The organism is Streptomyces sp. NPDC093598 (genome assembly GCF_044764825.1).
Classification (GTDB): domain Bacteria; phylum Actinomycetota; class Actinomycetes; order Streptomycetales; family Streptomycetaceae; genus Streptomyces.
Genome location: NZ_JBIWIV010000004.1, coordinates 291,455 through 304,047, shown reverse-complemented (window position 1 = coordinate 304,047; position 12,593 = coordinate 291,455). Strand labels below are relative to the sequence as shown.

Genomic DNA, 12,593 nt, shown 5'->3' with positions numbered 1-12,593 from the left:
GCTGACCAACCCGGCAGACGCTCCCCCGACCCAGCCGGTAGGCTGGCCGCGGGCCGTGACTGGCGCGCTGGGATGGGACGAACCATCGGGGAGCGGCCCGAGCAGAGAGAGCCGTGCGCCTGGGCCGTACCGTGAACGCTGAACGCAACGTCCGGAGGTCCACACATGTCAGCCGAGCCCCTCTCCCCCGCTTCCACCGCCTACCGCGCCGCCCTCGACGTCATCCGCGCCGTCGAACCCCGCGTAGCGGACGCCATCGGCCAGGAGGTCGCCGACCAGCGCGACATGCTCAAGCTGATCGCCTCCGAGAACTACGCCTCCCCGGCCACCCTCCTGGCCATGGGCAACTGGTTCAGCGACAAGTACGCCGAGGGCACCATCGGCCGCCGCTTCTACGCCGGCTGCCGCAACGTCGACACCGTCGAGGGCCTGGCCGCCGAGCACGCCAAGGAACTCTTCGGCGCCCGCCACGCCTACGTCCAGCCGCACTCCGGCATCGACGCCAACCTGGTCGCCTTCTGGGCCGTCCTCGGCGCCCGCGTCGAGGTGCCCTTCCTGGAGAAGACCGGCGCCCGCCAGATCAACGACCTGACCGACGCCGACTGGGCCGAGCTGCGCCAGGCCTTCGGCAACCAGCGCATGCTCGGCATGTCCCTGGACGCCGGCGGCCACCTCACCCACGGCTTCCGCCCGAACATCTCCGGCAAGATGTTCGACCAGCGCTCCTACGGCACGGACCCGGCCACGGGCCTCATCGACTACGAGGCCCTGCGGACCTCCGCCCGCGAGTTCAAGCCGCTGATCATCGTCGCCGGCTACTCCGCCTACCCCCGTCTGGTGAACTTCCGGATCATGCGCGAGATCGCCGACGAGGTCGGCGCGACGCTCATGGTCGACATGGCCCACTTCGCCGGCCTGGTCGCGGGCAAGGTCCTGACCGGCGACTTCGACCCGGTCCCGCACGCCCAGATCGTGACGACGACCACCCACAAGTCGCTGCGCGGCCCCCGCGGCGGCATGGTCCTGTGCGACGACTCCCTCAAGGACCAGGTCGACCGCGGCTGCCCGATGGTCCTCGGCGGCCCGCTCCCGCACGTCATGGCCGCCAAGGCCGTGGCCCTCGCGGAGGCCCGCCAGGAGTCCTTCCGGGACTACGCCCAGCGCATCGTCGACAACTCCCGCGCCCTCGCCGAAGGCCTGATGCGGCGCGGCGCGACCCTGGTGACCGGCGGCACGGACAACCACCTGAACCTGATCGACGTCGCCTCCTCCTACGGCCTCACCGGCCGCCAGGCCGAGGCCGCCCTGCTCGAGTCGGGCATCGTCACCAACCGCAACGCCATCCCCGCCGACCCGAACGGCGCCTGGTACACCTCCGGCATCCGCATCGGTACGCCCGCGCTGACCACGCGCGGCCTGGGCACCGCCGAGATGGACGAGGTCGCCGGCCTCATCGACCGCGTCCTCACCACCACGGAGCCGGGCACGACCAAGTCGGGCGCCCCCTCCAAGGCGGCCCACGTGCTCGACGCCAAGATCGCCGACGAGATCTCCCGCCGCGCCACCGACCTGGTCGCCGGTTTCCCGCTGTACCCGGAGATCGACCTGGGCTGACGCCCCGGCTCGTCATTCGTCCAGGTCGATCAGCATCTGACGCGGCTCCTCCCGTGGCGGTCCGGCTTCCCGCCGGGCCGCCGCGCGGCGTATCAGCAGCGTCCCGCCGACCCCGGCCGCGAGCCCCAGCGCCCCCGCCGTCACCGCCCACCGGACGTCACCCCGCACAGAGCCGGGCAGGTCCGCCGCGGCCGGGCTCCCGAGCCCGCCCTCCGCGTCACCGAGCAGCCGCGCCGTGTCCAGCCGCTCGAAGACCGACCGCGGGGCCCGGTGCCAGCGGATGTCGTCGTCCTCCACTGCGGGCGCCGGATCCGAGCGCACCCAGGGGACGCCGTCCTCGGCCACGACCAGCTGGTCCTGCCGTTCGACGGCCACATCCCCGCCCGGCGGCCGGTTCGTGCTCGGCCAACCGCCGACCCCGGACAGTCCCCAGACCACCGTGAGCCGCACCCGCGGGAAACGCCCCTCCGCCCAGTCCTCCGGCACCCGCTCCGTCTCCATGTGCGTGGGCTGCAGCAGCTGCCACAGGCGGGCGAAGGCCGGGTCGCCCGAGCGCACCGCCGTCGTCCGTCCCGTGCCCCCCGCGACGACCATCGCCACGTCCGGGACGTCCCGCCCCCGTGCGGGGAGGGCCGCGGCGGCCGTGGCCGTCGCGCAGCCGGCCAGAGCGGCCGCCACCGTCACCCCCAGCGCACGCCGCACCACCCCGCCCCGGCGCCGCGCTCTTCCCGCCCCATCCCGGTCCCGCGCTCTCCCCGCCCCGCCTCGCACCCGCATCGGTCCCCCTCCACGTCCGCACCGGCCCCGGGCACAGCCGGGGACGGGCCCCTCCCGTGTCCTCACACCCTTGTTACACCGGCGGGGCCGAACGGGGTCCCGTCTGTTCCCGACCGGTTCCGGATCGGGCCGCGAGACCTGAGAGAATGGTGAACATGGCCTCTGACCGACCTCGCGTGCTCTCCGGGATCCAGCCCACCGCCGGCTCGTTCCACCTCGGCAACTACCTCGGCGCCGTCCGCCAGTGGGTGGCCCTCCAGGAGACCCACGACGCGTTCTACATGGTCGTCGACCTGCACGCGATCACCATCCCGCAGGACCCGAAGGACCTGCGCGCGAACACGCGCCTGGCCGCGGCCCAGCTCCTCGCGGCGGGCCTCGACCCGGACCGCTGCACGCTCTTCGTGCAGAGCCACGTCCCCGAGCACGCCCAGCTCGCCTGGATCATGAACTGCCTCACCGGCTTCGGCGAGGCCGGCCGGATGACCCAGTTCAAGGACAAGTCCGCCAAGCAGGGCGCCGAGCGCGCCTCGGTCGGCCTGTTCACGTACCCGATCCTCCAGGTCGCGGACATCCTGCTCTACCAGGCCCACGAGGTCCCGGTCGGCGAGGACCAGCGACAGCACATCGAGCTCACCCGCGACCTCGCCACGCGCTTCAACGGCCGCTTCGGCGAGACCTTCACGCTCCCGAAGCCGTACATCCTCAAGGAGACGGCGAAGATCTACGACCTTCAGGACCCGTCGATCAAGATGAGCAAGTCGGCGTCCACGCCGAAGGGCCTCATCAACCTCCTCGACGAGCCGAAGGCCACCGCCAAGAAGGTCAAGAGCGCCGTCACCGACACGGACACCGTCGTCCGCTACGACGTGGCCGAGAAGCCGGGCGTCAGCAACCTCCTCAGCATCTACTCGACCCTCACCGGGGCGGGCATCGCCGAACTGGAGGAGAAGTACGAGGGCAAGGGCTACGGCGCGCTCAAGACGGACCTCGCCGAGGTCATGGTCGAGTTCGTGACGCCGTTCCGGGAGCGCACCCAGCAGTACCTGGACGACCCCGAGACGCTCGACTCGATCCTCGCCAAGGGCGCCGAGAAGGCCCGCGCGGTCGCCGCCGAGACCCTCGCCCAGGCGTACGACAAGGTCGGCTTCCTGCCCGCCAAGCACTGAAACCGCCCCCGCGCACAGCCGTACCGCCGAACAGCGCTGTACATCACTCCGGTTGTGCCTGCCCGTAACCCGGCCGTGGCCGTACAGTCGATAACCGGGTGGTCGTATCAGCGGCCACACTGACACGACAGGAGACGACGTGGGGACCGTAACGATCGGTGTCTCGATCGCGGTCCCGGAGCCTCACGGCAGCGAGCTCCAGCAGCTGCGCGCGGGCTTCGGCGACGCCGCGGCTCACGGCATCCCCACCCACGTCACCCTGCTGCCGCCGACGGAGGTCGACGAGAGCGCCCTGCCGGCCGTCGAGGCGCATCTGGCCGAGGTCGCCGCGGCCGGCCGCCCGTTCCCCATGCGGCTGTCCGGCACCGGCACCTTCCGGCCCCTGTCGCCGGTGGTGTACGTCCGGGTCGTCTCGGGCGCGGAGGCCTGCACACGGCTCCAGCAGCAGGTCCGCGACCCCGCCGGGCCGGCCGCACGCGAACTGCAGTTCCCGTACCACCCGCACGTCACCGTGGCGCACGGCATCGAGGAGGCGGCCATGGACCGCGCCTTCGAGGAACTCGCCGGCTACGAGGCCGAGTGGCCCTGCACCGGCTTCGCCCTCTACGAGCAGGGCGCCGACAGTGTCTGGCGCAAGCTCCGCGAGTTCCCCTTCGGCGGCTCGGTGGTCCCCCCGCAGGCCGGGCGGGTGGAGCGCGGCTCGGTCCCCACCCGCTGACCCGCGCGCGGGTCAGACCGGCAGCCGCCGGAACACCCCGCGCGGCAGGTGCCGCAGCGCCGCCATCACCACGCGCAGCGCACCCGGCACCCACACCGTCTCCGAGCGGCGCCGCAGCCCCAGCTCCACGGCCGTCGCGACCGCCTCGGGCGTGGTCGCGAGCGGCGCCTCGGGCAGACCGGCGGTCATCCGCGTCCGCACGAACCCGGGGCGTACGACCATGACGTGCACGCCCGTGCCGTGCAGCGCGTCGCCCAGGCCCTGCGCGAACGCGTCGAGACCGGCCTTGCTGGAGCCGTAGATGAAGTTCGCGCGGCGGGCCCGCTCGCCCGCGACGGAGGACATCACGACCAGCGAGCCGTGCCCCTGGGACTGGAGGGAGCGGGCGCACACCAGCCCCGCCGAGACCGCGCCGGTGTAGTTGGTCTGCGCCACCCGCACCGCCGCCTCCGGCTCCCGCTCGTCGCGGGCCTGGTCGCCGAGCAGCCCGAAGGCGAGCAGCACCATGTCGACGTCGCCCTCGGCGAAGACCTTGCCGAGCACGGCCTCGTGGGAGGTGGAATCGAGCGCGTCGAAGGCGACGGTGTGCACATCGGCCCCCAGTCCGCGCAGCTGCCCGGCGGCCTCCTCCAGGGCGGGGGAGGGGCGGCCCGCCAGCCAGACCGTGCGGGTGCGGCGGGCGATCAGCCGGCGGGCGGTGGCCAGCGCGATCTCGGACGTACCGCCGAGGACGAGCAGGGACTGGGGGAGGCCGAAGGCGTCCTTCATGACAGCAGCTCCTAGAGGTTGCTCACAGACTGAGGCGGCGGGCCAGGTCGGACACGAACACCCCGCGCGGATCCAGCTCGGCGCGCAGGTCGCGGAAGTCGTCGAGACGCGGGTACATGGCCGCGAGCAGCTCCGGGCGCAGCCGGGCGTCCTTGGCGAGGTAGACGCGCCCGCCGGCGGTGGCGACCTCCTCGTCGAGTTCGTCGAGGAACGGGCCGAGGCCGGGCAGCCCCGCCGGGATGTCCAGGGCCAGCGTCCAGCCCGGCACGGGAAACGACAGCCAGCCCGGGTCGGACTCCCCGAAGCGCTTGAGGACGGCCAGGAAGGACGGGCAGCGGCGTTCGGAGATGCGGCGCACGATGCGGCGCAGGGCGTCCTCCCGGCCGTGGCCGACGACGAACTGGTACTGCACGAAGCCGCCGCGGCCGTAGACGCGGTTCCAGTGGGGCACCCCGTCCAGGGGGTGGAAGAAGGCGGAGATGCGCTGGAGCCGGCCGGTGCGGGCGCGGGGGGCCTTGCGGTACCAGAGCTCGTTGAACAGGCCCACGGTCGTCCGGCTGAGCAGACCCTCGGGGAGGATCGCGGGGGGCGCCGGGAGGCGGGGGGTGCGGAAGGCGAGCGGGTCCCGGCGCAGGCGGGCCGGGAGCGCGTCCAGCGGCGCGTGGTCGCCGCGGGTGAGGACCGCGCGGCCGGTGGCGGCGCCCCGGGCCAGCAGGTCGATCCAGGCGACCGAGTAGCGGTAGCGGTGGTCGGTCGCCGCCAGCCGGGCCATCAGGTCGTCCAGGTCGCTCGCCCGCTCGGTGTCCACCGACATCAGCGACGTCCCGACCGGCTGGAGCCGGATCGTCGCGGTGAGGATCACGCCGGTCAGGCCCATGCCGCCGGCCGTGGCGTCGAAGAGCGGCGTGCCGGGGACGACCGTGCGGATCTCGCCGTCGGCGGTGAGCAGTTCGAGGGCGAGCACATGCCGTGCGAAGGAGCCCGAGACGTGGTGGTTCTTGCCGTGGATGTCGGCGCCGATCGCCCCGCCGACGGTGACGTAGCGCGTGCCGGGGGTGACCGGCACGAACCAGCCGAGCGGCAGCAGCACCTCCATCAGCCGGTGCAGGGAGACGCCCGCGTCGCACAGCACGGTCCCGCCGTCGGCGTCGATCGCGTGGATCCGGTCCAGGGCCGTCATGTCGAGCACGGACCCGCCCGCGTTCTGCGCCGCGTCCCCGTACGCCCGCCCCAGGCCCCGGGGGATCCCGCCGCGGGCCCCGCACTCCCGGACGGCCGCGGCGGCCTCCTCGTACGTCCGTGGGCGGATCAGCCGGGCGGCGGTGGGGGCGGTGCGGCCCCAGCCCGTGACGGTGGTGTGGTCCAGTCCCATGACGTCCGGGTCGGAGTGGGTGTCGGCAGACATGCTCGTGACCGTATCGCCCTACTGTGAGCGATTAGTTCGAGAACATGGCATCCCTCCCCGAAATGGGTGATTAATGGGATGTCGCTCAATATTGCCGTAGTTCAGGCCTGATGGGCGTGAACAGTGAGTCCACATGGACGACCTCGACCACCTGCACGACATGGACCACCGGATCGTTTCGGCGCTCAGGGCGTGCGGCACCGACCCGCGCGTCGCCGGCGCCGCGCGTGCCCTGTCCTGGGCGGGGGAGCACGCGGCACTGTGGCTGGCGGCGGGGCTCGCGGGAGCCGCCGTCGACGGCAGGAGACGCGGCGCCTGGCTGCGCGGCACCGCCCTCACCGCCGGGGCGCACCTCGTCAGCATGGGGGTGAAACGGGTCGTGCGCAGGCCGCGCCCCCCGCATGTCGAGCCCCTCGTGCGCACCGCCGGCCGGCACTCCTTCCCCAGCTCGCACGCCACCTCCGCGGCGGCCGCCGCCGTCGCCTTCGGCACCCTGGGAGCGCACGCGGTGCCGCCGCTCGCCGCAGCCGTGTGCGTCTCGCGTCTCGTGGTCGGCGTCCACTACCCCTCCGACGTCGCCGCCGGCGCGGCCCTCGGCGCCCTCACGGCCCGGCTCGGTACCCGCTGGATGCGGGGAGGCGCCCACCGTGACTGAGACGGCCGTCCTGCGGCAGCGCAGTCACCCGGAGCGGCCCGCACCACCCCGCAAGGGCGGTCTCCTGGCCGGTCTCCTCAGAACCGCGCGCCCCAGACAGTGGGTCAAGAACGTCCTCGTGATCGCCGCCCCCGCCGCCGCCGGCGAGCTCTTCTCCCGGCACGCCCTGACGCAACTCGCCCTGGTCTTCGTCCTCTTCACCGCCTGCGCCGCCGCCGTCTACCTCGTCAACGACGCCCGCGACGCCGACGCCGACCGCGCCCATCCCGTCAAGCGGCACCGCCCGGTCGCCGCCGGCCAGGTCCCCGGGCCCGTCGCCTACGCCGTCGGCGGCTGCCTCGCTCTCGCCGCGCCCGCCGCCGCTGCCTGGCTGTGCGGCCCGGCCGTCGCCGCGCTGCTGGCCGCATACCTCGGCATGCAACTGGCCTACTGCGTCAGCCTGAAGCACGTCCTCGTCGTCGATCTCGCCGTCGTCACCACCGGGTTCCTGATGCGGGCCATGATCGGCGGACTCGCCCTCGGCATCCCGCTCTCGCGCTGGTTCCTGATCACCACCGGCTTCGGCGCACTGTTCATGGTGTCGGCCAAGCGCTACTCGGAAGCCGTCCAGATGGCCGGAAACGCAGGCGCCACAAGGGCGTTGCTCACCGAGTACACCACCGGCTACCTCCGCTTCGTCTGGCAGCTCGCGGCCGGTGTCGCCGTCCTCGGCTACTGCCTGTGGGCCATGGAGGAGGGCGGCGTCCCGCACACCAGCGTGCTGCCCTGGCGGCAGCTGTCCATGGTCGCCTTCATCCTCGCGATCCTCCGCTACGCCGTCTTCGCCGACCGCGGCACGGCCGGCGAACCCGAGGACGTCGTCCTGCGCGACCGCGCCCTCGCCCTCATCGGCGTGGCGTGGGTGACGATGTACGGCCTGGCAGTGGCGAATTGGTGACCACGCGCACGTGGCGGAGCCCCGTCCTCCCGTGCCGCCGGGAACTCATCGGCTTCGCCACCGCCGGTCTCCTCGCCTACGCCGTCGACCTCGCCCTCTTCACGTACCTGCGCGGCCCCGCCGGACTCGACCCGCTCACCGCCAAGTCCCTGGCCTTCCTGGCGGCCTGCACGGTCGCCTACGCCGGCAACGCCCTCGGCACCTACCGGACCACCCGCCGCCGGGGCCTGCGCCCGTACGCCGTGTTCTTCGCGGTGAACCTCGCCGGAGCCGCCGTACAACTGCTCTGCCTGGCCGTCAGCCACTACGGCCTCGGCCTCACCTCGCAGCGGGCGGACACCCTCTCCGGCGCGGTCATCGGTATGGCGCTGGCCACAGTCCTGCGGTTCTGGGGTACCCGTACATGGGTGTTCCGGGCGGAGGGCAGAGTCGGATCATGGACTGGCTGAAAAGAATCCCGGTGATCGGGCCGTGGGCGGAGCGGCTGATGATCACGCACGCGTGGCGGTCGTACGAGCGGCTGGACCGCGTGAAGTGGACGCGGCTGGCCGCCGCGATGACCTTCAGGAGTTTCGTCGCGCTGTTCCCGCTGCTGACGGTGTCCGCCACCATCGCCGCCGCCACGCTCAGCACGGAGCAGGAGAACAAGCTCCAGGACAAGCTCGCCGAGCAGGTCCCCGGCATCTCCGACCAGCTGGACATCGCCGGTCTGGTGGACAACGCCGGCACGATCGGACTCATCGCGGGCGCCCTGCTGTTCTTCACCGGCGTCAGCTGGGCCGGCTCGATGCGCGAGTGCCTGCGGGCGGTGTGGGACCTCGACGACGAGGAGGAGAACCCCGCCCTGCGCTACGGCAAGGACGCGGGGGTCCTGCTCGGCCTCGGCGGCGCGCTCCTCGTCACCATCGCCGCCTCCGCCGTCGCCTCCGCGATGATCGGCTGGATCACCCGGGAGCTCGGCATCGACGAGGGCGGCTGGGGCGGGGTCCTGCTGCATGTCGCCGCGTTCCTGATCGCCGTCCTCGCCAACTTCCTGCTCCTGCTCTACGTCCTGACGCTGCTGCCCGGCGTCGAGCCGACGCGCCACCGCCTCGTCGTCGCGGCGCTGACCGGCGCGATCGGCTTCGAACTGCTGAAGCTGCTGCTCAGCGGCTATCTCCAGGGCGTGGCAGCGAAGAGCATGTACGGCGCGTTCGGGGTGCCCGTCGCGCTGCTGCTGTGGATCAACTTCACCTCGAAGCTGGTGCTGTTCTGCGCCTCCTGGACGGCGACGCAGAGCAAGGAGGACGAAGTCCCGGGCCTCACGGCCGAGTCCGGCGGCGCACCAGATCCGGCAGCGGCCAGCGGCGGTTGACCAGGAACGCGCCGCCCGCGAGCAGCACCAGCACCCCGCCCGTGATGCCGAGCGCGGTCCCGATGCCGCTGGAGCCGTCCGCGGCGGCCGGGGCGCCGGCGACCGGCTTCGCCCCGGTCCCGGCCGTGCCGCTGCCGCCGTCCCCGGAGCCACCTGCCTCCCCGGAGGGGTTCGCGCCGGGCTGGGCGCCGGCCTGCGCGGCGCTCCTCGGGGGCACCAGCTCGCCCACCGGCTGCACCTTCCCGGCCGCCTTGAAGCCCCAGTCGAACAGCCGGGCCGTCTCCTTGTAGACCTCGTTGTGCTCGGCCTTCTCCGGGTTCATCACCGTCACCAGCAGCACCTTGCCGCCCCGCTCGGCGACGCCGGTGAAGGTGGCGCCCGCGTTGGTGGTGTTGCCGTTCTTGACGCCCGCGATGCCCTGGTAGACGGGCACGTCCGAGTCGCCGGACAGCAGCCGGTTGGTGTTCTGGATCTCGAAGGACTCGCGGACCGGCTTGCCCTTCTTGCCCTTCTTCGTCTGCCCGGGGAACTTGGCGCTGACCGTCGAGGCGTACTCGCGGAAGTCCTTCTTCTGCATCCCGGAGCGGGCGATCAGCGTCAGGTCGTACGCGGAGGAGACCTGCCCCTCGGCGTCGTAGCCGTCGGGGCTGACGACGTGCGTGTCGAGGGCCTGGAGCTCCTCGGCGTGCTCGTTCATGTCCTTGACGGTGTTCTCCACGCCCTTGTTCATGGCGGACAGCACGTGCACGGCGTCGTTGCCGGACCGCAGGAAGACGCCCAGCCACAGGTCGTGGACCGTGTACTCCTCCTCCTCCTTTATCCCGACCATGCTGGAGCCCGAGCCGATACCGGCCAGGTCGGAGGGGACGACCTTGTGCTTGGCGTCCCTCGGGAACTTCGGCAGCAGCGTGTCCGCGAACAGCATCTTCAGCGTGCTCGCCGGGGCCAGGCGCCAGTGCGCGTTGTGCGCGGCCAGCACGTCGCCGGACTCGGCGTCGGCGACGATCCAGGAGCGGGCGCTCACGTCCTTCGGCAGCACCGGTACGCCGCTCGCCAGGTTCACCTGCGTGCCCGGCCTGCCGAGCCGGGCGCCGCCCACGGTCGACATCGACGCCGGGGGAGTGGCCGACGGGCTCGCCGAGGGACTGCCCGAGGGGCTCGGGGCGGCGACGGCGGCGGGTGCGGCCAGGGCGAGGGACGACAGGACGGCGGAGGTGACCAGCAGGGATCGCCTGGTGGTCTGCTTCGGAGCGGGCACGGTCGGAAACGTACATGCCGTACGGGGGGAAGTCCCGCCTCCGGCCCCACCCCGCGAACGGAACCGGACAGGCCCTGGCGATACTGGGTGCATGAAGCTCAGCCGCCCCGTCTCCTGGTTCCTGCTCGCCTTCGGGGTGTGGAGCTGGGTCATCTGGATCACTTTCGTCAAGAACCTGGTCGAGGACGGCAGCGGGCTCGCCTTCGACGACGGTCGTCCCACGGCCTACTTCTGGGTGCACCTGCTGCTCGCCGTCGTCTCCTTCGTATTGGGGACGGTCATCGGGGCCATCGGGTTGCGTGGTCTGCGCGCACTGCGCCGGACGTCATAGCGGCGATCGGGAGACACGACACCGTGGTCATCGTTTTCGTACTCGTCGCAGTGCTGGTCCTGGCCGTCGTCGTGACGGCCAACTGGTACGTGTGGCGCCGCCTGTTCCGCGACACGACCCGCGGCCCGGGCCCCGTCCGCCGCGCGGGCGCCGTCCTGATCGCCGGCGGCTGGATCCTCGCCGTCGCGGCCCTCGTCGCGGAACGCTCGGGCGCCCCGTTCCGGCTCCAGCAGGTCCTCGCCTGGCCGGGCTACCTGTGGCTGGCCCTGTCGATATACCTGCTGCTGGCGGTGGTGGCGGGAGAGGTCGTCCGACCGCTGCTGCACCGCTTCCTCGAACACCGCGCGAGACGAACGAACCAGGCCCCGCAAGGACCCGGCAGCGGCGCGCCCGCGCCGCAGGCGAACGGCAGCGGCGTGACCGCCGTGTCCGCGACCGCCGCGCAGGCGGGCGGTGCCGGTGGGACGACTGCTGCCTCCGCGACGGCACCCGATGCCGCCTCGCAGCCCGGCCCCGGCGACAGCACGGCCCCCGCAGCCGCCTCGCGGCCCGACCGCGGCCACGACTCCGAGGGCTCCCCGCAGACCCCCGCCACCCCCATCGGGCCCTCCCGCCGTCTCTTCGTCTCCCGCGTCGTCGCCGGGGCCGCCGCGGCCGCTGCCGTCGGGACCGTGGGGTACGGGACGTACGGCGTGCTGCGCGGGCCGAAGGTCGAGCGGGTCACCGTGCCCCTGGCCAAGCTGCCGCGCGCCGCGCACGGGTACCGGATCGCCGTGGTCAGTGACGTGCACCTCGGCCCGGTCCTGGGACGCGGCTTCGCGCAGAAGGTCGTCGACACCATCAACGCGACCCAGCCCGACCTGATCGCGGTCGTCGGCGACCTGGTCGACGGCAGCGTGAAGGACCTGGGCCCGGCGGCCGCCCCGCTGGCGCAGCTGAGGGCCCGTCACGGCTCCTACTTCGTCACCGGAAACCACGAGTACTTCTCCGGCGCCGAGCAGTGGGTCGAGGAGGTCCGCCGCCTGGGCCTGGACCCCCTGGAGAACGCCCGCAAGGAGATGCCGTACTTCGACCTGGCGGGAGTCAACGACGTGGCCGGTGAGGAGGAGGGCCAGGGCCCCGACTTCGCGAAGGCCCTCGGCGACCGGGACACCGCACGCGCGTGCGTGCTGCTCGCGCACCAGCCCGTCCAGATCCACGACGCCGTCGAGCACGGCGTCGACCTCCAGCTCTCCGGCCACACCCACGGCGGCCAGCTCTGGCCCGGCAACCTCATCGCCTCCGGTGCGAACCCCACCCTCGCGGGCCTGGAGCGCTACGGCGACACCCAGCTCTACGTCTCGCGCGGCGCCGGCGCCTGGGGCCCGCCCACGCGCGTGGGCGCACCGTCGGACATCACCCTGATCGAGCTCGCGTCGAAGCAGGCCTGACCGCGCACACCCTGTGCGAGCGCTGTGAAACCGGCCCCAAACCGCCCATCGGTAAGTTCTTTCCCAACTCGCCAGATCTCCCTTCCCCCTGCTCAAAATCCTGTGATTGGGTGAGCCCGCCACGAAGGGGTGTGGCACACGCACAAGGGCCTCAATGGCCTCAAAGGGCCTGGGGAG

Annotated in this window: 13 protein-coding genes and 1 riboswitch; of the genes, 9 read left to right on the top strand and 4 right to left on the bottom strand. The window is 72.7% G+C overall.

Going from position 1 to position 12,593, the window contains the following annotated elements; genetic code table 11:
- The first annotated feature begins 45 nt into the window (after positions 1-45).
- Positions 46-132: riboswitch (ZMP/ZTP riboswitch) on the top strand.
- Between the two features lie 33 nt (positions 133-165).
- On the top strand, positions 166-1,614 hold the full coding sequence (locus ACIRDU_RS16640) for a glycine hydroxymethyltransferase (RefSeq protein WP_403579723.1): 1,449 nt from the start codon (positions 166-168) through the stop codon (positions 1,612-1,614).
- Between the two features lie 12 nt (positions 1,615-1,626).
- On the opposite strand, the gene ACIRDU_RS16635 is transcribed toward ACIRDU_RS16640, so the two are convergent.
- The gene (locus tag ACIRDU_RS16635) at positions 1,627-2,319 is read right to left on the bottom strand and encodes a hypothetical protein (RefSeq protein WP_403579720.1); all 693 of its coding nucleotides are present in this window, start codon (positions 2,317-2,319) and stop codon (positions 1,627-1,629) included.
- 227 nt (positions 2,320-2,546) lie between these two features.
- Between ACIRDU_RS16635 and trpS the strand changes: the two genes are divergently transcribed.
- Both trpS and ACIRDU_RS16625 read left to right on the top strand, forming a co-directional pair.
- Positions 2,547-3,560, top strand: coding sequence for a tryptophan--tRNA ligase (gene trpS / locus ACIRDU_RS16630; protein WP_403579718.1), 1,014 nt, complete (start codon positions 2,547-2,549; stop codon positions 3,558-3,560).
- 139 nt (positions 3,561-3,699) lie between these two features.
- The gene (locus tag ACIRDU_RS16625) at positions 3,700-4,278 is read left to right on the top strand and encodes a 2'-5' RNA ligase family protein (RefSeq protein ID WP_403579716.1); all 579 of its coding nucleotides are present in this window, start codon (positions 3,700-3,702) and stop codon (positions 4,276-4,278) included.
- Between the two features lie 12 nt (positions 4,279-4,290).
- Here the strand turns inward: ACIRDU_RS16625 and ACIRDU_RS16620 are convergent, their stop codons facing one another.
- Together ACIRDU_RS16620 and ACIRDU_RS16615 are read right to left on the bottom strand one after the other, a co-directional pair.
- Positions 4,291-5,046 (bottom strand): decaprenylphospho-beta-D-erythro-pentofuranosid-2-ulose 2-reductase, encoded by a 756-nt coding sequence (locus ACIRDU_RS16620; RefSeq protein ID WP_403579715.1) that lies wholly within the window; start codon positions 5,044-5,046, stop codon positions 4,291-4,293.
- Between the two features lie 22 nt (positions 5,047-5,068).
- Positions 5,069-6,451 (bottom strand): FAD-binding protein, encoded by a 1,383-nt coding sequence (locus ACIRDU_RS16615; protein ID WP_403579712.1) that lies wholly within the window; start codon positions 6,449-6,451, stop codon positions 5,069-5,071.
- Positions 6,452-6,584: 133 nt separating this feature from the next.
- Between ACIRDU_RS16615 and ACIRDU_RS16610 the strand changes: the two genes are divergently transcribed.
- Genes ACIRDU_RS16610 through ACIRDU_RS16595 form a run of 4 tightly spaced genes read left to right on the top strand, consistent with a single transcriptional unit; the run spans position 6,585 to position 9,397 of the window.
- The gene (locus ACIRDU_RS16610) at positions 6,585-7,106 is read left to right on the top strand and encodes a phosphatase PAP2 family protein (protein WP_403579709.1); all 522 of its coding nucleotides are present in this window, start codon (positions 6,585-6,587) and stop codon (positions 7,104-7,106) included.
- Positions 7,099-8,043 carry a decaprenyl-phosphate phosphoribosyltransferase gene (locus ACIRDU_RS16605; RefSeq protein WP_403579706.1) on the top strand — a complete coding sequence of 315 codons (945 nt, stop codon included), beginning with the start codon at positions 7,099-7,101 and terminating at the stop codon, positions 8,041-8,043. The genes ACIRDU_RS16610 and ACIRDU_RS16605 overlap by 8 nt, the downstream gene beginning before the upstream one ends.
- Positions 8,040-8,492 carry a GtrA family protein gene (locus ACIRDU_RS16600; RefSeq protein WP_403579704.1) on the top strand — a complete coding sequence of 151 codons (453 nt, stop codon included), beginning with the start codon at positions 8,040-8,042 and terminating at the stop codon, positions 8,490-8,492. Before ACIRDU_RS16605 ends, ACIRDU_RS16600 begins: the two co-directional genes overlap by 4 nt.
- On the top strand, positions 8,480-9,397 hold the full coding sequence (locus ACIRDU_RS16595; protein ID WP_403579702.1) for a YihY/virulence factor BrkB family protein: 918 nt from the start codon (positions 8,480-8,482) through the stop codon (positions 9,395-9,397). The genes ACIRDU_RS16600 and ACIRDU_RS16595 overlap by 13 nt, the downstream gene beginning before the upstream one ends.
- Here the strand turns inward: ACIRDU_RS16595 and ACIRDU_RS16590 are convergent.
- Positions 9,345-10,655, bottom strand: coding sequence for a D-alanyl-D-alanine carboxypeptidase family protein (locus ACIRDU_RS16590; protein ID WP_403579699.1), 1,311 nt, complete (start codon positions 10,653-10,655; stop codon positions 9,345-9,347). The two genes, ACIRDU_RS16595 and ACIRDU_RS16590, sit on opposite strands and share 53 nt — an antisense overlap.
- Before the next feature lie 91 nt (positions 10,656-10,746).
- On the opposite strand from ACIRDU_RS16590, the gene ACIRDU_RS16585 reads away from it, so the two are divergent.
- Both ACIRDU_RS16585 and ACIRDU_RS16580 read left to right on the top strand, forming a co-directional pair.
- Positions 10,747-10,986 carry an SCO4848 family membrane protein gene (locus ACIRDU_RS16585; protein ID WP_352117564.1) on the top strand — a complete coding sequence of 80 codons (240 nt, stop codon included), beginning with the start codon at positions 10,747-10,749 and terminating at the stop codon, positions 10,984-10,986.
- Between the two features lie 23 nt (positions 10,987-11,009).
- Positions 11,010-12,416 (top strand): metallophosphoesterase, encoded by a 1,407-nt coding sequence (locus tag ACIRDU_RS16580; protein ID WP_403579696.1) that lies wholly within the window; start codon positions 11,010-11,012, stop codon positions 12,414-12,416.
- The last annotated feature ends 177 nt before the right edge of the window (positions 12,417-12,593 follow it).